The organism is Nonomuraea sp. NPDC005650, from assembly GCF_040605375.1.
Classification (GTDB): domain Bacteria; phylum Actinomycetota; class Actinomycetes; order Streptosporangiales; family Streptosporangiaceae; genus Nonomuraea.
Window position 1 is genome coordinate 119,762 of sequence record NZ_JBEXCR010000012.1, and the last position, 20,758, is coordinate 140,519.

19 protein-coding genes and 1 riboswitch are annotated in these 20,758 nt (G+C 74.9%); of the genes, 10 read left to right on the plus strand and 9 right to left on the minus strand.

The features are described 5' to 3' along the window. Window position 1: 1 nt before the first annotated feature. Genes ABZS69_RS21955 through ABZS69_RS21980 form a run of 6 tightly spaced genes read left to right on the plus strand, consistent with a single transcriptional unit; the run spans window position 2 to window position 5,563 of the window. Window positions 2-190, plus strand: a complete 189-nt coding sequence (locus tag ABZS69_RS21955; RefSeq protein ID WP_355375258.1) for a CbtB-domain containing protein — start codon at window positions 2-4, stop codon at window positions 188-190. A 9-nt stretch (window positions 191-199) separates the two neighbouring features. Continuing rightward, a complete protein-coding gene (locus ABZS69_RS21960; RefSeq protein ID WP_355375261.1) occupies window positions 200-946 on the plus strand; it encodes a CbtA family protein in 747 nt (248 codons plus the stop codon). 20 nt (window positions 947-966) lie between these two features. Then, a complete protein-coding gene (locus ABZS69_RS21965; RefSeq protein ID WP_355375687.1) occupies window positions 967-1,524 on the plus strand; it encodes a histidine phosphatase family protein in 558 nt (185 codons plus the stop codon). Further along, window positions 1,521-3,635: a VWA domain-containing protein gene (locus tag ABZS69_RS21970; protein WP_355375264.1), complete on the plus strand. Its 2,115-nt coding sequence runs from the start codon at window positions 1,521-1,523 to the stop codon at window positions 3,633-3,635. Before ABZS69_RS21965 ends, ABZS69_RS21970 begins: the two co-directional genes overlap by 4 nt. Window positions 3,636-3,638: 3 nt before the next feature. Beyond that, window positions 3,639-4,241 carry a cob(I)yrinic acid a,c-diamide adenosyltransferase gene (gene cobO / locus ABZS69_RS21975; protein WP_355375267.1) on the plus strand — a complete coding sequence of 201 codons (603 nt, stop codon included), beginning with the start codon at window positions 3,639-3,641 and terminating at the stop codon, window positions 4,239-4,241. After that, window positions 4,235-5,563, plus strand: a complete 1,329-nt coding sequence (locus tag ABZS69_RS21980; RefSeq protein WP_355375270.1) for a cobyrinate a,c-diamide synthase — start codon at window positions 4,235-4,237, stop codon at window positions 5,561-5,563. The genes cobO and ABZS69_RS21980 overlap by 7 nt, the downstream gene beginning before the upstream one ends. Here the strand turns inward: ABZS69_RS21980 and cobN are convergent. Beyond that, window positions 5,518-9,105 carry a cobaltochelatase subunit CobN gene (gene cobN, locus ABZS69_RS21985; RefSeq protein ID WP_355375273.1) on the minus strand — a complete coding sequence of 1,196 codons (3,588 nt, stop codon included), beginning with the start codon at window positions 9,103-9,105 and terminating at the stop codon, window positions 5,518-5,520. The genes ABZS69_RS21980 and cobN overlap by 46 nt on opposite strands. A 52-nt stretch (window positions 9,106-9,157) precedes the next feature. Beyond that, window positions 9,158-9,304, minus strand: a riboswitch (cobalamin riboswitch). Between the two features lie 49 nt (window positions 9,305-9,353). Here cobN and ABZS69_RS21990 point away from each other — a divergent pair. The 3 genes from ABZS69_RS21990 to cobJ are packed head-to-tail and all read left to right on the plus strand — an operon-like array spanning window position 9,354 to window position 12,804. Continuing rightward, on the plus strand, window positions 9,354-10,703 hold the full coding sequence (locus tag ABZS69_RS21990) for a precorrin-3B synthase (RefSeq protein ID WP_355375276.1): 1,350 nt from the start codon (window positions 9,354-9,356) through the stop codon (window positions 10,701-10,703). Further along, window positions 10,700-11,320, plus strand: a complete 621-nt coding sequence (locus ABZS69_RS21995; RefSeq protein WP_355375278.1) for a precorrin-8X methylmutase — start codon at window positions 10,700-10,702, stop codon at window positions 11,318-11,320. Before ABZS69_RS21990 ends, ABZS69_RS21995 begins: the two co-directional genes overlap by 4 nt. 5 nt (window positions 11,321-11,325) lie before the next feature. Further along, window positions 11,326-12,804, plus strand: a complete 1,479-nt coding sequence (cobJ, locus tag ABZS69_RS22000) for a precorrin-3B C(17)-methyltransferase (RefSeq protein WP_355375281.1) — start codon at window positions 11,326-11,328, stop codon at window positions 12,802-12,804. 7 nt (window positions 12,805-12,811) lie between these two features. Here the strand turns inward: cobJ and ABZS69_RS22005 are convergent, their stop codons facing one another. From ABZS69_RS22005 to ABZS69_RS22020, 4 genes are read right to left on the minus strand one after another with little or no spacing between them, the layout of a single operon-like run. Then, window positions 12,812-13,597 (minus strand): cobalt-precorrin-6A reductase, encoded by a 786-nt coding sequence (locus ABZS69_RS22005; protein ID WP_355375283.1) that lies wholly within the window; start codon window positions 13,595-13,597, stop codon window positions 12,812-12,814. Continuing rightward, window positions 13,582-14,337 (minus strand): precorrin-4 C(11)-methyltransferase, encoded by a 756-nt coding sequence (cobM, locus tag ABZS69_RS22010; protein ID WP_355375286.1) that lies wholly within the window; start codon window positions 14,335-14,337, stop codon window positions 13,582-13,584. Before cobM ends, ABZS69_RS22005 begins: the two co-directional genes overlap by 16 nt. Then, window positions 14,334-15,656 (minus strand): precorrin-6y C5,15-methyltransferase (decarboxylating) subunit CbiE, encoded by a 1,323-nt coding sequence (cbiE, locus tag ABZS69_RS22015; RefSeq protein WP_355375288.1) that lies wholly within the window; start codon window positions 15,654-15,656, stop codon window positions 14,334-14,336. The genes cobM and cbiE overlap by 4 nt, the downstream gene beginning before the upstream one ends. Next, the gene (locus tag ABZS69_RS22020; protein WP_355375291.1) at window positions 15,653-16,039 is read right to left on the minus strand and encodes a TIGR03618 family F420-dependent PPOX class oxidoreductase; all 387 of its coding nucleotides are present in this window, start codon (window positions 16,037-16,039) and stop codon (window positions 15,653-15,655) included. The genes cbiE and ABZS69_RS22020 overlap by 4 nt, the downstream gene beginning before the upstream one ends. Window positions 16,040-16,101: 62 nt before the next feature. Here ABZS69_RS22020 and cobF point away from each other — a divergent pair, with 62 nt between their 5' ends. Continuing rightward, window positions 16,102-16,860, plus strand: coding sequence for a precorrin-6A synthase (deacetylating) (gene cobF, locus ABZS69_RS22025; protein ID WP_355375294.1), 759 nt, complete (start codon window positions 16,102-16,104; stop codon window positions 16,858-16,860). Between the two features lie 91 nt (window positions 16,861-16,951). On the opposite strand, the gene ABZS69_RS22030 is transcribed toward cobF, so the two are convergent. From ABZS69_RS22030 to ABZS69_RS22045, 4 genes are all read right to left on the minus strand, one after another. Continuing rightward, the gene (locus tag ABZS69_RS22030; RefSeq protein ID WP_355375297.1) at window positions 16,952-18,013 is read right to left on the minus strand and encodes a helix-turn-helix transcriptional regulator; all 1,062 of its coding nucleotides are present in this window, start codon (window positions 18,011-18,013) and stop codon (window positions 16,952-16,954) included. Between the two features lie 9 nt (window positions 18,014-18,022). Then, window positions 18,023-19,165, minus strand: a complete 1,143-nt coding sequence (locus tag ABZS69_RS22035) for a hypothetical protein (protein ID WP_355375299.1) — start codon at window positions 19,163-19,165, stop codon at window positions 18,023-18,025. Between the two features lie 142 nt (window positions 19,166-19,307). Beyond that, a complete protein-coding gene (locus ABZS69_RS22040) occupies window positions 19,308-19,775 on the minus strand; it encodes a hypothetical protein (RefSeq protein ID WP_355375302.1) in 468 nt (155 codons plus the stop codon). Window positions 19,776-19,853: 78 nt separating this feature from the next. After that, a complete protein-coding gene (locus tag ABZS69_RS22045; RefSeq protein WP_355375304.1) occupies window positions 19,854-20,750 on the minus strand; it encodes a LysR family transcriptional regulator in 897 nt (298 codons plus the stop codon). Between the last annotated feature and the right edge of the window lie 8 nt (window positions 20,751-20,758).

Below are 20,758 nucleotides of genomic sequence, written 5' to 3' on the forward strand. Positions count from 1 at the left end.
TATGAGTGGTCTGTCCACTCCTTCGGCAATCCCCCTTCCCCGTCTGCGGCTGTGGCTGCTCGCCGTTCCGGTGCTGCTGCTGGTCGCCTATCTGGTGCTGATGGACAACGGGGCCATCTCGCAAACCGGTGCCTACCTGCACGAACTCATGCACGACGGACGCCACCTGCTCGGCGTCCCCTGCCACTGAGGCGCGCACATGGTACGCACCCTGCTGGTCAGGGGCCTGTTGCTGGGCCTGCTGGCCGGATTGATCGCGGGCGGCTTCGCCTTCGCCTTCGGGGAACCGGGGGTGGACAGCGCCATCGCGCTGGAGGAGGCCCACGCCGCCCAGGAGGCGCCCGCACATGACCACGGCGAGGAGGCGCTCGTCAGCAGGCCGGGGCAGAAGGCCGGGCTCTTCCTGGCCACGGGCCTGTACGGGCTGGCCGTGGGCGGGATCTTCGCCCTCGTGTACGCGGGCCTGCGCGGACGGGTCGGCCCCCGGTCGGAGGGCGGGCTGGCCCTCGCCGCCGCCGGGACCGCGTTCGTGGCGGTGATCCTTGTGCCGTTCGTGAAATATCCGGCCAACCCACCGGCGGTGGGCGACCCGGAGACGATCGACAGCCGCACCCTGCTCTACGTGGTGACGATCCTCGTCGGGCTGGCCGCGACGGCGATCGCGGTGGCCACCGCGCGCCGGGTCACCGCCGGACCGTGGGCCCGGTGGGTCGCGGCGGTGGCGGCGTTCCTGGTTCCGGTGATCGCGGCGTGGACCCTGCTGCCGACCGTCGACGAGGTGCCCGCGGGTTTTCCCGCCACGCTGTTGTGGCAGTTCAGGCTCGCGTCGCTGGGGACGCAGCTGGTCTTCTGGACGGCCTTCGGCGTGCTGTTCGGCTGGGTGGGTGACCGGGCGGCCCGCCGCGCGGCTGTCCACCCGGCGGGCGCCGCCGCCTCGCCGGGCTGAGCCGAGCTGAGTTGAGCGGAGTGTTGTTCGTCCGGCACGCCGGTACGCCGGGGATGCGGGCCGCCTGCTTCCCCACGGCCGACGCGGACGCCGACGCGGCCGGCCTGACCAGGGCCGCCGCGTTGGCCTCCACGGTGGCCGGTGTGGTGGCGTGGACGGCTCCCAGCGCCGCCGCGTGCCAGACCGCCGCCGCCATCGGACTGGCGGCGCGTGCCGTACCCGCGCTGGCGGAGGCGGAATGCGGCCGGTGGCGCGGCCTGCCGTACGAGCGCGTCGCGCGGGAGGAGCCGGACGCGCTGGCGAGCTGGCTGAGCGACCCGCACGCGGCCCCGCACGGCGGCGAGAGCCTGGCCGCGCACGCCGAGCGGGTCGCCGCCTGGCTGGAGTCCGTACGCGCGGAGCCCGGCGGCGTCGCCGTCTGCGACGCGGGCGCCATCCGGGCGGCGCTCGCCCACGCGCTCGGGCTGGACCCGCTGAGCGCCGCCCGATTCGACCTCGCGCCGCTGTCCGTCACCGAGCTGACCGTCACGCGCGCCGGCTGGCGGGTCGCCCATGTCAACCGGAAGGTTCTGCATTGAACGTCACATATCCGTTCAGCGCCGTCGTCGGCCTCGACGACCTGAAGCTGGCGCTGGTGCTCAACGCGGTCTCCCCGCGGGCGGGCGGCGTGCTCGTACGCGGGGAGAAGGGCACCGCCAAGTCGACCATCGTGCGCGCGCTGGCCGCCCAGCTGCCTCCCGTGACCGTGGTGCCCGGATGCCGGTTCGCCTGCGATCCGGCCGCGCCCGACACCGGATGCCCGGACGGGCCGCACGAACCCGGCGCCCACGGGCTGGAGCGTCCGGCGGCGCTGGTGGAGCTGCCGGTCGGCGCCTCGGAGGACCGGCTGGTCGGCTCGCTGGACGTGGAGCGGGCGCTGACGGAAGGCGTGAAGGCGTTCGAACCCGGCCTGCTGGCCGCCGCCCACCGCGGCGTCCTGTACGTGGACGAGGTCAACCTCCTCCACGACCACCTCGTCGACCTGCTGCTCGACGCGGCGGCCCTGGGTACGTGCTACGTGGAGCGCGAGTCGGTGTCGGTCCGGCACGCCGCCAGGTTCCTGCTGGTCGGCACCATGAACCCGGAGGAGGGCGAGCTTCGCCCGCAGTTGCTGGACAGGTTCGGGCTGACGGTCGAGGTCAAGGCGTCCAGGGACCCGGAGGAGCGGGCCGAGGTGGTGCGCAGGCGGCTCGCCTTCGACCTGGACGCGGGCGCGTTCGCCGCCAGATGGGCGGCCGAGGAGGCGGCGCTGGCGATCCGGATCGCCCGGGCCCGCGTCCGGGTGCCGGGGGTGCGGCTGCCCGACGCGCGGCTGCGGCAGATCGCGACCGTGTGCGCGGCGTTCGAGGTGGACGGCCTGCGGGCCGACCTGGTGACGGCGAGCACCGCCATCGCTCACGCCGCCTGGCAGGGCAGGGACGTGGTGAGCACCGAGGACGTACGCGCCGCGGCCCGGCTGTCGCTGCCGCACCGGCGGCGGCGCGACCCGTTCGACGCGCCAGGACTGGACGAGGCGCTGCTGGACGAGCTGCTGGCGCGGACGTCGGAGGACGACGAGGACCCGGACGATCCAGGTGGCGGAGGTCCTGATATTTCCGGACCTGATGGCCCGGAGGGCTCGCCCGCGTCGGCCGAAGACGGCACTCCGCCACCCGGAGGCGACCCCGGCGACGACCCCGCAGAAGGGCCTGACGGCGTGCGGCGGCAGGACCGGCCCTCCGACGGCAGGCACCCCGACGACGCGGCGTCGCGGGCGGCCGGGGACACGGAGCCGGGAGCCGGGGACGCGTGCCCGGAGGCCGGCGATCCGCAGCCGACCGACCAGGCGTCGCCCGCGGACACGGGAGAGGGGCGGGTGGCCGGGGTGGCGGCGCCGTACCGGGTGCCGTTGCTGGAGGTGCCCGGGGTCGGCGAGGGCGCGACGGGACGGCGGTCGCGCTCGCGTACCCCGCACGGCCGGGCCACCGGCGCGCGCCGCCCCGCCGGACGCGTGCGCGACCTGCACGTGACGGCGACGGTGCTGGCCGCGGCGCCCCACCAGCTGCGGCGCGGGCGCCGCGGCCCCGGGCTGGTGCTGCGCGAGGACGACCTGCGCGAGGTGGTACGCGAGGGCAGGGAGGGCAACCTCGTGCTGTTCGCGGTGGACGCGAGCGGCTCGATGGCGGCGCGCAGGCGGATGACCGCCGTCAAGACCGCGGTGCTCAGCCTGCTGCTCGACGCCTACCAGCGGCGCGACAAGGTCGGCCTGGTCACCTTCCGCGGCCGGGGCGCGGTGCTCGCGCTGCCGCCGACCTCGTCGGTGGAGGCGGGCGCGGCGCGGTTGCGCTCGCTGCCGACCGGCGGGCGCACCCCGCTGGCGGCCGGGCTGGTGCGCGCCGCCGAGGTGCTGCGCGTTGAGCGGCTGCGTGACCCGGCGCGGCGGCCGCTGCTGGTGGTGGTGACGGACGGGCGCGCCACGGCGGGCGGCGACGTGGACCGGGCGGCGGCGCTGCTGGCGGGCACGGCCGCGGTGGTCGTCGACTGCGAGAGCGGCCCGGTGCGGCTGGGCCTGGCGGCCCGGCTGGCGGTCCGGCTGCGGGCGCGGCTCGTCCCCCTCGACAAGCTGGCCGACCTCGGGTCGGTCGTGCGTGAGCACCGGAAGGCGGTCTGACCGATGCCGCAGGGAAAGCCCGCCGCCGTGCCCGACGACGGCCTCACCACCCGGCAGCGCCGCAACCGGCCGCTGCTGATCGTGCACACCGGCCCAGGCAAGGGCAAGTCGACGGCGGCGTTCGGGATGGCGCTGCGGGCCTGGAACCAGGGCTGGCCGGTCGGCGTGTTCCAGTTCGTGAAGTCGGCCAAGTGGCGCATCGGCGAGGAGCGGGCGCTGAAGGTGCTCGGGGAGACGGGCGAGGGCGGCTCGGTGACCTGGCACAAGATGGGCGAGGGCTGGTCGTGGATCCAGCGGCCCGGCACCGAGGAGGATCACGCGGCCGACGCCCGCGAAGGGTGGGAGCAGATCAAGCGGGATCTGGCGGCCGAGACCTACCGGTTCTACGTGCTGGACGAGTTCACGTACCCGCTGAAGTGGGGCTGGCTGGAGCTTGACGACGTGGTGGCCGCGCTCACCGGGCGGCCCGGCAACCAGCACGTGGTGATCACCGGCAGGGACGCGCCCGGGCGGCTGGTCGAGGTGGCCGATCTGGTGACGGAGATGGGCAAGGTTCGCCACCCCATGGACGCCGGGCAGAAGGGTCAGAAGGGCATCGAGTGGTAGTTCCCCGGCTCGTCATCGCCGCGCCGTCGTCGGGCAGCGGCAAGACGACGGTGGCCACGGGGCTGATGGCGGCGCTGCGGGCGCGCGGGCTGAAGGTCTCGCCGCACAAGGTGGGCCCCGACTACATCGACCCGGGCTATCACGCGCTGGCCACCGGGCGTCCCGGCCGCAACCTGGACCCGTGGCTGGTGGGGGAGGAGCGGGTGCCGCCGCTGTTCCTGCACGGGGCGGCGGGGTGCGACGTGGCGGTGATCGAGGGCGTGATGGGGCTGTTCGACGGCAGGGCGGACACGGAGTTCGCCTCGACCGCGCACGTGGCCCGGCTGCTGGATACGCCGGTCGTGCTGGTGGTGGACGCGGCGCGGCAGAGCAGGTCGGTGGCGGCGGTCGTGCACGGGTTCGCCACGTTCGACCCCCGGGTGCGGGTGGGCGGTGTGGTGCTGAACCGGGTGGGCTCGGACCGGCACGAGGAGCTGTGCCGGTCCGCGCTGGCTGCCGCGGGGGTGCCGGTGCTGGGGGCGATCCGCCGCGACGACGCCGTCTCCACGCCGTCGCGGCACCTGGGGCTGGTGCCCGCCGCCGAGCGCGAGGCCGAGGCGCTGGCCTCGGTGGACCGGCTGGCCGCGCTGGTGTCCCGCTCGTGCGACCTCGACGCGCTGCTGCGGCTGGCGGCCTCGGCTCCCCGGCTGGAGGCGACCCCCTGGGAGCCCGCGCGGGTGGAGCGGCAGGACCGGCCGGTGGTGGCGGTGGCGGGCGGGGCGGCGTTCACGTTCGGCTACGCCGAGCACGTCGAACTGCTGCGGGCGGCCGGGGCGGACGTCGCGGTGTTCGACCCGCTGCGGGACGAGCAGCTGCCGGACGGCACGGCGGCGCTCGTGATCGGCGGCGGCTTCCCCGAGGTGTACGCCGCCGAACTGGCCGCCAACCAGCCGCTGCGCGAACAGGTGGCGGCCTTCCGCGGGCCGATCGCCGCCGAGTGCGCCGGGCTGCTCTACCTGTGCGAGGAGCTGGACGGGCAGCGGATGTGCGGGCGGGTGCCGGGCCGGGCCCGCATGACGGCCAGGCTGACGCTCGGCTACCGGGACGCGGTCGCGCTCAGGCGCTCGCCGCTGACGGAGCCGGGCGAGCGCTTCCGGGGGCACGAGTTCCACCGCACCGCCGTCGACTACACCGGCGAGCCCTTGTTCCGATGGGTGGAGGGCGCCGACGGGTTCGGCGACGCCCTGGTGACCGCGTCCTACCTGCACCTGCACTGGGCCGGGCAGCCGGTGGCGGCTCAGCGGCTGGTGTCGTCCTCCAGGTCGCCCTCGGTCTTGAGGTAGACCTCCTGCAGGCCGCGCAGGAGCTCCGGGTCGGGGTGCTGCCACATGCCCCGCTCGGCGGCCTCCAGCAGGCGCTCGGCGATGCCGTGCAGCGCCCAGGGGTTCGACTGCGCCATGAACGCCTGGTTCTCCGGGTCGAGCACGTACGTCTCGGTGAGCTTGTCGTACATCCAGTCGGCCACGACGCCGGTCGTGGCGTCGTAGCCGAACAGGTAGTCGACGGTGGCGGCCAGCTCGAAGGCCCCCTTGTAGCCGTGGCGGCGCATCGCGGCCAGCCAGCGCGGGTTGACGACCCTGGCGCGGAAGACGCGCGCGGTCTCCTCCGACAGGGTGCGGGTGCGGACGGCGTCGGGGCGGGTGCTGTCGCCGACGTACGCGGCCGGGGCCCGGCCGGTCAGCGCGCGGACGGTGGCGATCATGCCGCCGTGGTACTGGAAGTAGTCGTCGGAGTCGGCGATGTCGTGCTCGCGGGTGTCGACGTTCTTGGCGGCCACCGCGATCCTGCGGTAGGCGTCCTCCATCTGCGGGCGGGCGGCCACGCCGTCGAGGTCGCGGCCGTAGGCGAAGCCGCCCCACACCGCGTACACCTCGGCCAGGTCGGTGTCGTCGCGCCAGTTGCGGCTGTCGATGAGGGGCAGCAGCCCGGCCCCGTACGCGCCCGGCGCCGACCCGAAGACGCGCATGGTCGCCCGGCGCTCGTCGCCGCCGGTCGCGGCCACGTGGGCGCGCACGTAGTTGTCCTCGTCGGGTTCGTCCAGGGCCGCGGCCAGCCGTACGGCGTCGTCGAGCATGGCCACCACGTGCGGGAACGCGTCGCGGAAGAAGCCGCTGATGCGTACCGTCACGTCGATCCTGGGACGGCCCAGCTCGGCGAGCGGGACCGGCTCCAGGGACGTGACCCGCCGCGAGGCCTCGTCCCATTCGGGGCGGATGCCGAGCAGGGCCAGCACCTCGGCCACGTCGTCGCCCGCCGTGCGCATGGCGCTGGTGCCCCAGACGGACAGCCCCACCGAACGCGGCCACTCGCCGGTGTCGGCCCGGTAGCGCTCCAGCAGCGACTCGGCCATGGCCTGGCCGGTCTCCCAGGCCAGGCGGCTAGGGATCGCGCGGGGGTCTACGGAGTAGAAGTTGCGGCCGGTCGGCAGCACGTTGACCAGGCCGCGCAGCGGGGAGCCGCTCGGCCCGGCGGGGACGTAGCCGCCGTCCAGGGCGTGCAGGACGTGGTCGAGCTCGTCGGTGGTGCGGGCCAGGCGCGGCACCATCTCGGTGGCGGCGAACTCGAGGACCCGCGTCACCAGGTCGCGCCGCTCGCCGGGCAGCTCGCGCGTGACCTCCGCCGCCGCCTCCGTCGCCCAGCCGCGTTCCTCCATGGCCTCCACCAGCGCCCGGGCGCTGGCCTCGGCCCGGTCGACGCTGCCGAGCCCCGCCGTCCCGTCCTCGGCCAGGCCGAGCGCTTCGCGCAGGCCGGGCAGCGTCTCGCGGCCCGACCACATCTGCCGGGCGCGCAGCATCGCCAGGACCAGGTCCACGCGCACCTGCCCGGTCGGCGCCTGCCCGAGCACGTGCAGGCCGTCGCGGATCTGCGCGTCCTTGACCTCGCACAGCCAGCCGTCCACGTGCAGGATGAAGTCGTCGAACTCGCTGTCGTGCGGCCGGTCCGCCAGCCCCAGGTCGTGGTCGAGCCGGGCGGCCTGGATCAGCGTCCAGATCTGCGCCCGGATGGCGGGCAGCTTGGCCGGGTCCATGGCCGCGATCGTGGCGTGCTCGTCCAGCAGCTGCTCCAGCCGGGCGATGTCGCCGTACGTCTCCGCCCGCGCCATCGGCGGCACCAGGTGGTCCACCAGCACGGCGTGCGCCCGCCGCTTGGCCTGCGTGCCCTCGCCCGGATCGTTCACCAGGAACGGGTAGACCAGCGGCAGGTCGCCGACGGCCGCGTCGGTGCCGCACGAGGCGGACATGCCCGCCGACTTGCCCGGCAGCCACTCCAGGTTGCCGTGCTTGCCCACGTGCACCATCGCGTGCGCCCCGAACTCGGCCGAGAGCCAGCGGTAGGCGGCCAGGTAGTGGTGGCTGGGCGGCAGCTCGGGGTCGTGGTAGATGGCGATCGGGTTCTCGCCGAAGCCGCGCGGCGGCTGCACCATCACCACCAGGTTCCCGGCCCGCAGCGCGGCGAGGACGATGTCACCCTCGTGCACGAACAGCTCGCCCGGCGGCGGTCCCCAGTGCCGCTCCATGTCCGCCCGCAGGTCCTCGGGCAGGGTCCGGTACCAGCGCTCGTAGGACGCGGCGGAGATGCGTACCGGATTGCCCGCCAGGTGCTCCTCGGTCAGCCAGTCCTGGTCCTGGCCGCCGGCGGCGATCAGCGCGTGGATGAGCGCGTCGCCGTTCTGCTCGGCCACGCCGGGGAAGCCCTCGCCCAGGTCGTAGCCGGCCTCGGCGAGCCCGGCCAGCAGCCTGACGGTGCTGGCCGGGGTGTCCAGGCCGACCGCGTTGCCCACCCGGGAGTGCTTGGTCGGGTACGCCGACAGCATGACGACCAGGCGGCGCTCGGCGGGCGGGGTGTGGCGGAGCAGCCCGTGGCGTACCGCGATGCCCGCGACCCGGGCGGCCCGCTCGGGGTCGGCGACGTAGACGGTCAGCCCCTCGGGGTCGATCTCCTTGAACGAGAACGGCACCGTGATGATCCGCCCGTCGAACTCCGGGATGGCCACCTGCGAGGCGGCGTCCAGCGGCGACAGCCCGTCGTCGTTCTCCTCCCACGCCTGCCTGCTGGTGGTCAGGCAGAGCCCCTGCAGGATCGGCACGTCGAGCGCGGCCAGCGCGCCCACGTCCCACGCCTCGTCGTCGCCGCCCGCACCCGCCGTCGCGGGGCGCGAGCCGCCCGCCGCCAGTACGGTCACCACCAGCGCGTCTGCGGCGCGCAGCGTGTCGAGCAGCGCGGGCTCGGCGGTGCGCAGGGAGGAGCAGAAGACCGGCAGCGCCTGCCCGCCCGCCTCCTCGACGGCCGCGCAGAGCGTCTCCACGAACGCGGTGTTGCCCGCCAGGTGGTGCGCCCGGTAGTAGAGCACCCCGATCACGGGCCCCTGCCCGGGCCGCGCCGCGCGCTCCAGCAGCCCCCAGGAGGGCGTGGGCTCCGGCGGCGCGAACCCGCGCCCGGTCAGCAGCACCGTGTCCGACAGGAACGCGTGCAGCTCGGCCAGGTTCGGCGGCCCGCCGTGGGCCAGGTAGGCGTGGGCCTCGGCGCAGACGCCGCCGCTGACCGTGGACAATTCCATCAGCTCGGCGTCCGGCGCCTGCTCGCCGCCCAGCACCACCACCGGACGGGGGCCGGCCAGCAGCGCGTCCAGGCCCTCCTCCCAGGCGCGCCGGCCGCCGAGCAGGCGCACCACGACCAGGTCGACGCCCTCCAGCAGGGCGGGCAGGTCTTCGGCCGGCAGCCGGGCCGGGTTGCCCAGCCGGTAGGCGGCACCGCTCGAACGAGCGCTCAGCAGGTCGGTGTCGGAGGTCGAGAGCAGCAGGACGGTACGGCTGTCGCCAGACACGGCGCATCCTCCCTCGGGGTCCTCGCCCCGGTCGTGGGTGTCGCGGCGGCCGGAGTCTCCTGGCTCCCGGATCAGCGCTCACCCCGGCCTTCCCACCCGTCGCCGGGCAGTGGCCTGCGGTGGGGTTCGCTCCCCGGTCACAGTGGCGGGACCGCGCCGGATTCACACCGGCTTCCTCCCTAGCCATCGCCTAGGAGGAGCCTACGGCACGGGCGACCTCCGCCAGAAGTGGCGTTACCATCCTCATCGTGTCCATAGCCGACTTTTCCGGACGTTTGCGTCCCGACGCCTGTCCGGGGGCGCTACAGGTGCACGAGGCCGCCGACGGTCCGATGGCCCGGGTCCGCCTGCCCGGCGGCGCGATCTCGCCCGGCCGGCTCCGCGAGCTGGCCGCGTGCGCGGCCGACCTCGGCTCGGGCGTGATCGAGCTGACCTCCCGGGCGAACGTCCAGGTGCGCGGCCTGCGTTCACCCGCCGCCTTCGCCGAACGGATCGCCGCCGCCGGCCTGCTGCCGTCGGCGGCGCACGAGCGCGTGCGCAACATCGTGGCCTCGCCGCTCGGCGGCCGCACGGGCCTGCTGGACCCGCAGCCCCTGGTGGAGGCGCTGGACCGGGCGTTGTGCGGGCGGGCGCGCCTGGCCGGGCTGCCGGGACGGTTCCTGTTCGCGGTGGACGACGGCGGGGGCGACATGCTCGCGCTCGGGGCCGACGTCACGTTCTACGACGGGCGGCTGCTGCTGGCAGGGGTGGACGCGGGGCTCGCCGTGGGGGCGGACGCCGCCGCCGACCGCATGGTCGCCGCCGCCGAGGCGTTCCTCGACGAACGGGAGACCTCCGGAGCGGACGGGGGCGCGTGGCGGATCGCGGAACTGCGGAACGGCCCCGCCCGCATCGCCACCCGCCTCCACGCCACGGACACTCCCGCCCGTCGCGACACCCGCCTCGACACCACCGGCACTTCCGCGCATGCCCCCGACGCCTCCGCCCCCGACGCCTCCGCCCGCGCCGCCGACGTCCGTCCCGCGTCCCATCCGCAGGCCGGGTCGGCCGTGGGCGCCGAGGGGCGGGCGGTGCCCGCTGCGGGCATGCGGGACCCGTCGACGGCGGCGGCACCGCGCGCGGGGCGCGTCGGGCAGCGGGACGGGCGGGTGGCGCTGGAGGTCGTGGTGCCGCTCGGACGGCTGTCCGCCGCCCAGGCGCGCGCCATCGCCGCGGCGGCCATCGCCACAGCGGCCGAGATGGACGGCCCGGAGGACACCGCCGGCGTGCCCGTCCGGTTCACGCCGTGGCGGACCGTCGTGCTGCTCGACCTGCAGCCCGCCGCGGCCGACCAGGTGGCGCGGGTGCTGGCGGCGGCCGGGCTGGTGACCGACCCGGCCTCGCCGTGGGCCGGCGTGAGCGCCTGCACCGGCCGTCCGGGCTGCGCAAAGTCCCTCGCCGACGTCCAGGAGGACGCGCGGCGCTGGGTGGCGACGCTGGACGGCCCTCCGGCGACGCCCGTGCATTGGGCCGGTTGCGAGCGGCGCTGCGGGTTGCCGCGCGGCCGGGTCGTCCAGCTGGTCGCCACCGGCGACGGATACCAGGAAAGGCAGCAGTGAACGACTACATCCGCGACGGGGCCGAGATCTACCGGCGCTCGTTCGCGACCATCCGTGCCGAGACCGACCTCACCGGGATGCCGCCCGAGGTCGCGCAGGTGGCGGTGCGGATGATCCACGCCTGCGGCATGACCGACCTCGTGACCGACCTGGACTGGTCGCCCTCCGTGGTCGTCCGGGCCCGCGAGGCGCTGCGCCGGGGCGCGCCCGTGCTGTGTGACGCGCAGATGGTCGCCTCCGGCGTGACCAGGCGCCGGCTGCCCGCGGACAACGCCGTGGTGTGCACGCTGGGCGACCCCGTCGTGCCGGAACTGGCCGAACGGCTCGGCACCACGCGCAGCGCCGCCGCCCTGGAGTTGTGGCGCGACCGCCTCGACGGCGCGGTGGTGGCGATCGGCAACGCGCCGACCGCGCTGTTCCGGCTGCTCGAACTGGTCGCCGAGGGCGCGGGCAGGCCCGCCGCCGTGCTCGGCATCCCGGTGGGGTTCATCGGCGCGGCCGAGTCCAAGCGGGCGCTGGCGGACAGCGACCTCGAACATCTGGTGGTGCACGGCCGCCGCGGCGGCAGTGCGATGACGGCGGCGGCGGTCAACGCCCTCGCGAACGAGACGGAGTGACGGCGATGACGGGACGACTGTACGGGGTGGGGCTCGGTCCCGGGGATCCCGAGCTGGTGACGGTCAAGACGGCCCGGCTGATCGGCGAGGCCGACGTGATCGCCTACCACGCCGCCCGGCACGGCCGCAGCATCGCCCGCTCGATCGCGCTGCCGTACATGAGGGAAGGGCAGATCGAGGAGCTGCTGCTCTACCCGCTGACCACGGAGACCACCGACCACCCCGGCGGCTACCAGGGCGCGCTGGACGACTTCTACGCCGACTGCGCCGAGCGGCTGGCCGCCCACCTGGACGCGGGCCGGACCGTGGTCGTGCTGTCCGAGGGCGACCCGCTGTTCTACGGCTCGTACATGCACATGCACAAGCGGCTCGCCCACCGCTACCCGACCGAGGTGGTGCCCGGCGTCACCTCCGTCAGCGCCGCCTCGGCCGTGCTGGGCCGGCCGCTGGTGGAGCGCGACGAGGTGCTCACCGTGCTGCCCGGCACACTGCCCGCCGACGTGCTGGCGGACCGGCTGCGTGGCACGGACTCGGCGGCGGTGCTCAAGCTGGGCCGGACGTTCGAGAAGGTCCGAGAGGCGCTGGCCGAGGCCGGGCGGCTGGACGACGCCTGGTACGTCGAGCGCGCCACCATGGGCGCCGAACGGGTCGCGCCGCTCAAGGACGTGGACGCCGACGGGGTGCCGTACTTCTCGCTGGCCCTGCTCGCCAGCCCCGCCGAGCGGACCTTCGTCCCCGAACCACCCGTGGCCGAAGGCGCCGGCGAGGTGGTCGTGGTGGGTCTCGGGCCCGCCGGGCGGCCGTGGCTCACGCCCGAGGCCCAGGAGGCGCTGGCGGCGGCCACCGACCTCGTCGGGTATGGCCCGTACGTGGACCGGGTCGCCCCGAACCCGCGCCAGCGCCGCCACCGGACCGACAACCGGGTGGAGGCCGAGCGCGCCCGGCACGCGCTGGAGCTGGCCCGCGACGGCGCGCGGGTGGCCGTGGTGTCCTCCGGCGATCCGGGCGTGTTCGCCATGGCCAGCGCCGTGCTGGAGGCCGCGGCCGACTTTCCGGACGTACCGGTGCGGATCGTCCCCGGGCTGACCGCCGCCCAGGCCGTGGCCAGCCGGGTCGGCGCGCCGCTGGGCCACGACTACTGCGTGCTGTCGCTGTCGGACCTGCTCAAGCCGTGGGAGGTGGTCGCCGACCGGCTGGCCGCCGCCGCCAGGGCGGACCTGGTGCTGGCGATCTACAACCCGGCCTCGCGCAGCCGTACGTGGCAGGTCGCCGCCGCCCGTGACCTGCTGCTGGAGCACCGCGACGCCGCCACTCCGGTGGTGATCGGCCGCGACGTCGGCGGCGAACGCGAGAGCGTCACCGTCACCACGCTCGGCGAGCTCGACCCCGCGCAGGTGGACATGCGCTGCCTGCTGATCGTCGGCTCCTCGACGACCAGGGTCAACGACCGCGGCGTCGTCTACACCCCGCGTCGCTACCCCTGAGCCGCCGCTACCCGTGGGCCGCCGCGGCCCAGGCGGCCGCTTCCGCGGCGGTCTCCACGAGCCGGACGCCGGCGGGCAGCGGCGGGCGGTCCACCATGATCACCGGTAGGCCGAGCTCGCGGGCCGCGATCAGCTTGGCGGTGGTCATCGGCCCGCCGCTGTCCTTGGTGACCAGCACGTCCAGGCGGTGCTCGCGGATGAGGGCCCGCTCGCCCTCGACCGTGTACGGCCCGCGATCCAGCAGGACGTGCACGTTGTCCGGGACCGGCGGTTCGGGGGGATCGACCGACCTGGCCAGCAGCCACACCCCGGCCAGTCCGGTGAAGACCGGCAGGCTCCGGCGTCCGGTGGTCAGGAACACCCGCGCCGGGCCTCCGCCCGGTCGTGCGACGGTCTCGGGAAGGGCCGTCCAGGCTGGCTCGCGCAGCCGCGCGGCGGCCTCGGGCAGGGAGGTCACGCGCCGCCAGGCGTCGCCCGGCCCCTCCCGCCAGCCCGGGCGGCGCAGGACCAGCAGCGGCACACCCGTGCGCGCCGACGCCGCAGCCGCCGAGGCCGTCATCCGCGCGGCGAACGGGTGCGTGGCGTCCACCAGGGCGTCGATCCGCTCGGCAACCAGCCAGGCGGCCAGCCCGTCCGGCCCGCCGAACCCGCCCTCGCGCACCTCCCCGACCGGCAGGCGCGGGTTGCTCACCCGCCCGGCCAGCGACGACACCACGTGAACGCCGCGGCCGGCCAGCTCGGCGGCCAGCGCCCGCGCCTCGGCCGTGCCGCCCAGGATCAGGACGCGTCGCACGGCCGCGCCCGATCCGAGCTGTAGAGGTGGCTGTCGGGGAACTGCGTGGCCGACAGCACCGGGCCGACGACGATCACCGCCGTACGCCGGATCCCGGCCTCGTGAACCTGCCCGGCGATGTCCGCCAGCGTGCCACGCAGGATCACCTCGTCGGGCCTGCTGGCCCACGCCACCACCGCCACCGGGCAGTCCGGACCGTAGGAGGGCAGCAGCTCGGCCACCACCGCGTCGATCCGCTGCACGGCCAGGTGCAGCACCATCGTGGCGCCGCTCGCGCCCAGGGTCTTCAGGTCCTCCCCTTCGGGCATCGGCGTGGCGCGCTGGGAGGTGCGGGTCAGGATGACGGTCTGGCCGACGCCGGGCACGGTCAGCTCCCTGCCCAGCGAGGCCGCCGCCGCCGCGAACGCCGGCACCCCGGGGACCACCTCGTACGGCACGCCGAGCTCGTCCAGCCTGCGCATCTGCTCGGCCACCGCGCTGAACACCGACGGGTCGCCCGAGTGCAGCCGTGCCACGTCGAGGCCCGCGCGGTGGGCGGCGAGCAGCTCCACCACGATCTCGTCGAGGGTCAGGTTCGCGGTGTCGACGAGCCTGGTTCCCACGGGGCAGGCGTCCAGGAGCTCGCGGGGCACGAGCGAGCCCGCGTACAGGCACACCGGCGCCGACTGCAGCCGCCGCAGCCCGCGCAGCGTGATGAGGTCGGCGGCGCCGGGGCCGGCCCCGATGAAGTACACCGTCACGGCACGTCCTTCCTGGTGACCGACCACACGGTCACCGGCATCGCGGCCCGCCAGCCCGTGAAGGAGCCGACGGGTGAGGCCCGTTGCACGGACATACGCACCAGGTCGCCGCCGAGCCGGGCGTACCACTGGGCAATGACGGATTCGGACTCCAGGGTGACGGCGTTCGCCACCAGTCTGCCGCCGGGCCGCAGCGCCGCCCAGCAGCGCTCCAGCAGCCCGGGCACGGTCGCGCCGCCGCCGACGAACACCGCGTCCGGCGCCGGCAGGCCCTCCAGCGCGGCCGGCGCCCTGCCCTCGACGACCCGCAGAGACGGCACGCCGAGCCGGTCGGCGTTGCGCGCGATGGCGGCGGCGCGCTCGGCCCTGCTCTCGATCGCCACGGCGGCGCAGGCCGGGTGGGCGCGCATCCACTCGACGGCGATGCTGCCCGCGCCCGCGCCCACGTCCCACAGCAGCTCTCCCGGCAGCGGGGCGAGCCGCGACAGGCTGACCGCGCGGACCTCCCGCTTGGTGAGCTGCCCGTCGTGCTCGAACGCGGTGTCGGGCAGGCCGGGCACGCGGGGGAGGGGTTCGGCGCCGGAGCCGGGGACGCACTCGACGGCGATCACGTTGAGCGCGGACGGTCCGGCTTCCCGCGGTGCCCAGGTCTCGGCGGTTCCCGTCAGGACGGACTCCGAGTCCGCGCCCAGGTCGGACAGGACGGTCATGGGGCTGGGGCCGTACCCGAGCCCGGTCGCCAGCCCGGCCACCAGGGACGGGGAGTCGCGGCCGGCGCCCAGCACGAGGAGCCGCCGCCCCGGCAGGATCGCGGCGTTCAGCGCGGCAGGGGGGCGGCCCACGAGGCTGACCACGTCCACCTGCTCCACCGGCCAGCCGAGCCGGGCGCACGCCAGCGACAGCGACGACACGTGCGGCACCACGCGGACGTTCGCCGGGCCCAGCAGCCGCACCAGCGTGGAGCCGATGCCGTGGAACATGGGGTCGCCGCTGGCCAGCACGCACACCTCGCGCCCGGCGTACGCCTCCATGAGCCCGGGCAGCGCCGGCACCAGCGGCGAGGGCCAGGCCACCCGCTCAGCCGCCCGTACGGACCCCGCCACGCGCTCGGGCACCCGCACCGGCCCCGCCACGCGCTCCGGCGCCCCTGCGGGCCCGGCGACGTGCTCGGCCACCCGCTCGGGCCCGGCTGGGGGGACGGGTACGAGGTCGAGTTGGCGGCGCCCGCCCATCAGCACCTCGGCGGCCTCCAGGGCCTTCCGCGCGTCCGCGGACAGCCCGTCCCAGCCGTCCGCGCCGATGCCGACGACGGTGATCACACGTTGCCCAGGACGCGCGTCACCTGGATCTCCACCACCACCCGCGACGGGTTGGGCCGGGGCGGCTTGAAGCGGACGGCGTAACGTTGCTCGGCGTCCGTCACCTGCTCGGGCTCGGTACGCAGCACCGCCCGCCCCTCCAGCGTCGACCAGCGGCGGCCGTCCACCTGGCAGAGCGCCACCAGCGCGCCGTCGGCGCCGATGAGGCGGGCCTTGACCGAGGTTCCCGAGGTGATCACCCGGGCGATGCCGGTGGCCAGGTCCAGCGTCGCGCCCACCGGCACCACGTGCGGCGGGCCGTCGGGGCGCGTGGTGGAGAGCGTGCACAGGTGCCGCTCCTGCCAGAACGCGGCGAAGGCGTCCCCCTGCTCGACGAGATTCACGTCCCTCCTTGGGTGATTTGCGAGGCATATCGTATATCTGTCGTTCTGGCAGACTCTTGCGGATGAAGCGGCTACTCGTCATCGGTATCGGCGCCGGCGATCCCGACCATCTCACCCTGCAGGCGGTCAAGGCCATCGCCGCCACCGACGTGTTCCTCATCGTGGACAAGGGCGAGGTCAAGCATGAACTGGTCCAGCTCCGGCTGGATCTCATCGCCGAGCACGGCCGCCGGCCGTACCGGATCGCCGAGGCCCGCGACCCCGAGCGCGACCGGACCACGCCGGCGTACACCGCCGCCGTCGAGGACTGGCGCTCGCGCCGCGCGCTCGCCTGCGAGGCGCTCATCCACGACGAGCTGCGCGACGGCCAGACCGGGGCGTTCCTGGTGTGGGGCGACCCGGGCGTGTACGACAGCACGCTGGCCATCTTCGAGGAGATCCTCCAGCGCGGGAACGTCACGTTCGAATATGAGGTCATCCCGGGGATCAGCAGCGTGGCCGCGCTCACCGCCCGCCACCGCACCGGCCTCACCCAGGTCGGACGGCCCGTGCACCTCACGACCGGGCGGCGGCTGGCCGAGCACGGCCCCACCGCCGACGACGTGGTCGTCATGCTCGACGCCCACTGCTCCTTCGCCGGCCTCGACGACTTCCACATCCACTGGGGCGCCTATCTGGGGACACCCGACGAGATCCTGGTCTCCGGGCCGGTGGCCGAGGTCGGCGACCGCATCCGAGAACTGCGCGCCGAGGCGCGGGCCCGCAAGGGCTGGATCATGGACACGTACCTCCTGCGCCGCCTGCCGCCTCCGGAGCGGTGACATCCCCCGCACCAGCCTCGATCAACTGCCTGATCTTCGCAAGAGCATACGGCCGCCCCGACAGCGATCATCAAGCACTTCACCAGGGCGGTCAGCCGGCGATCGCCGCGATGAGTTCGTCGCGGCTCTGCGCCCGGGTCTTGCGGTAGACCGATTTCAAATGGTCGTTGATGGTGTAGGCGGAAAGGTCGAGCGCTCGGGCGATCTGTTTCGCCGAGGCCCCGGAATACAGATATTCGATGACGCGGCGTTCGCCGGCGGTGATGCCGTACCAGTCGCAAAATGACGGCAGCAGCAGTTCGCCGCCCGCCGCCTGGATGAGAATGGCCACGTCGCTGTCGCCGTTCTCGTCCAGTGGCTGGCCGTGGATCAGCACCCACCGCCCGAAGTTCGCCGCCGGCGCGCAGACCAGCGGCGTCCAGGCGCCCGGATCGCGGGTGTGGGCCCGTACGTGCAGAGACAGGCCGACCCAGAACGCGTTGGCGATCCAGTCCGGCACCCCGCTCCCGGCGGCCGGCCACATCTGCCGCACCCAGGCGCGCGCCTGAGGCGAGATCGACCGGACCTTGTGGTCGGGGCTGATTGTGATGACCCCCGTCGGCAGCGCCGGGACGGCGGGCGTCAGCGGGCCGGCCGTCACATATCCGCGCATCGCCGCCTGCAGGGCGGGGGCGAGCTCCTGGACCCGGTGGAAGTCCCTGTCGTCGAAGGGCCTGCGGCCCTCGGCGCGGAGCAGGCCGAGCATGCCCCAGACCCCGTGGCGGTCCCGTATCAGCAGGCGCAGCTCGCTGCCCGCCCCGTGGGAGGCCAGGATCCGCCGGATCAGCGTGTTGCGCCGGCCGTCGCCGCAGCCTGCTCCGACGACGCACACCGGCACGCTCTGCCGGGCGAGGACCTGCAGCGGGCACGGGTCGCCGTGCAGATACCGGTTGAGCACCAGGGCGCTGATCAGCGCCGGCGGGTATTCGTGCCAGAAGGTGAACGCTCCCAGGCCGATGCCGATCGCCGGGTTCAGGCCGACCAGCCGGAGCGCGTCGTGCGCCACCCGGCGTCCGACGATCTGCGAGATCGCCGCCCCCACGTCGGCCGGGCCGGCGGCCGGACCGAGCGCCGCGCCCAGCTCATGGGCGATGCGCCCCTCACCGTCGACCATCGTGCTCCTTTACAGCAGGTGCTGGTGGCGGGTGGCCGCTTCCTGGCGGACCTCGGTGAGGAACAGCTCGGCGTGGCGTTCGTGCCGCCAGTCGCCGTTCGGATCGTGCCAGGAGAAGGCGTTGCGGGTACGCGCATGGCCGGCGTACCGCAGCCAGCAGCCGTGGATTCCGGCGATGAGGTTGTCGAGCAGGTCGAGGGCAGGACGGGCGGGGTCGAGCGAGGTGATGGGCAGGCAGGCGGCGCCGGGGCCGACGTCGAGGTGGGGGTGGCGGCTGCGGGCCCTGGCCAGGAGGCGTTCGGCGGCGGCGATGCGCCGTTTGGCGTCGGTCACGCCGCACAGGTGGCCCTCGGCGACGTGCAGGGCGTGGCGGATGAGCGGCATGACCGTCTGGCGCGGTGTGGCGCCGAAGCTGATGGCCCGCACGATCTCGATGAGGCTTTCGGCGGCGAGGGGCCGCAGGCGGCCGCTCTCGGCCACGACCTGCGTCGGATCCCGGTGCAGGTGGCGGCCGGTCGTGGCGGCCGCCGCGTGCAGCCAGTGGGCGGCGGCGATGGCGGCCGCGGCGGGGTCGATCTGGGTGATCAGCTCCTCGGAGCCGAAGGGCTGACGGTTGAGGAAGGCGTCGGCCTGGGCGACCTGGAGGGGCGAGGCGTCCTCGCGGCTGAGGGCGACGGCCTGCCGGGCGCGTCCGGACAGGTCGTCGCGTTCGGCGTGCTCGACGGCCGACAGCTCGGCGGCGATGTCGGTGACGACCTGCGCGGTGAGCTCGGGGCTGTCGAGGGCGCGCAGGGCGCAGCCGACGCGCTCCGCGATCTCCCCGACCTTGGTGGAGACGGACAGCCGCAGGTAGTCGCCGAACCGGTCCGAGCGGGTCAGGATCGGCACGACGGTGGCGAAGGCGTCGCGTTCGCGCTGCCGGTACCAGCCGCGGCCCCCCGGCTCGTGCTGGTCGGAGGTGCCTACCGGATGGGTGTAGCAGCGCCAGCAGGCCGCTGACAGCGCGGTCAGCTGGGCGGCCAGCCGAAGGGTGGCCGGGGGGCCGGCGGGCGAGGGCGGAAGGGCGGCCACGGTGACGGCGACATCCCCGATGCCGGTGCTCCAGCGGGCGACGAGCGCGTTTCGGACATGGTCGGCGGCATACCGGGTCACGGCAGCTCCTTGCGGGGGGAATCGCGAATGCATGTTCAGGATGCAGGATCCACCGCCGACGTGGGGGCTGTTTACGGCGGTTGCAGGCCGCTGATCAGCGCTTTTGCGGCGAGATGAGGGATAACTTCCACCCCGATCCCGGTCATGTCCCTCCGTCGAGGCGCATGAAGGTGGCGCCCTGCATGGCCGCGCGGGCGCCCAGGACGTGCCCGTCGCACATCAGCGACTCCGTGCCGACCCGGTCGGTCACCTTCCACGTCACCGGCTCGCCGCACTTCTGCCCGCGCCGGTCGTAGTCCCAGGTGCGGCGGCACACCCGGCAGGTGGACACGTTGGCCATGGCGGAGATCGTGTTGCCGTGCTCGGGGCAGACGCCCCACGGGAAGGCGCACGTCGACTCGGCCATGGCTCGATAGTGGGCCAGGTCTCCTGCCGCGCGCAGCAGGTCCTCGCCCGCTCGCCGCAGCCATTCGGCGGCGTGGTGCGCGGCCTGGAGATGGGCGCGCTCAGGTGAGTCGGCGGGCAGGCCGGCGTACAGGGCGCGGGCCTCGGCCTGGAGAGCGTCGGCGCGGCCGGCCAGGTCGCGCAACTGGGCGGGAGTAATGTTCATCGCTGAAGATTCTCCCTGGTTTGCCCGGCGAGTGCGCGGACCGGCGACCATCCGTTGGGCGAACACCCCTGTCGTGCCTCAGGGGCGGCTGGCGATGGTCAGGAGGGTCGCGGCGGAGCCCGTCAGCGAGCGGCCGCGGCGCCAGACCGCGCGCAGGTTTCTGACCAGGTTGAGGCCGGTCAGCGGCACCTCGACGAGGCGGCCGGTGGCCAGCTCGGCCTCGACCGCGTACCCGCTGAGCACCGCCGGGGCCGCGCCCGCCTGGGCGGCGCCCTTGACGGCCGAGTTCGACCCGAGCTCCAGTCGCGGGCTGGCCTGGTGCAGCCCGGTGAAGGCGACGTCCAAAGTCTCGCGGGTGCCCGAGCCGCGCTCGCGTACGACCAGCGGGGTGGCGGCGAGTTCGGCTCCTCGGAGCACCGTGCGGCGGCGCGCCCACGGGTGGCCCGGCGCCACCACGACGACCAGCCTGTCGGTGCCCACCACCCGGCTGGCCAGCCCGTCCGGCACGGTCGGCCCCTCCACGAACCCCAGCTCCACGCCCCCGGCCCCCGACAGCACCAGCGCCGCCACGTCCGCGGAGTTCAGCACGTCCAGGCCGACCTGGACCCCGGGCTCGCGGCTCTGGAACTCCCCGAGCCAGCGCGGCACCAGGTATTCGGCCACCGTCATGCTGGACGCCACCCGCAGGTGCGCCGCCTCGCCGTGGCGGACGGCCTCGGCGGCCCGCATGAGCTCCTGCGCCGCCGCGAGCACCTGCGCGGCCCAGCCCGCCACCATCTTGCCCTCGACGGTGAGTGTGGAGCCGCGCGGCGTCCGCTCCAGCAGCGGCAGGCCGAGCCGCCGTTCGAGCTGGGCGATGCGCTTGCTCGCCGACGGCTGCGCGATGCCCGCGAGCTTGGCGGCCTGCCCGAGGCTGCCGAGCTCGCCCACGTCCACCAGGAGCTTGAGCGAGTCGAGATCGGGCAACGCGGTCATAGCCACAG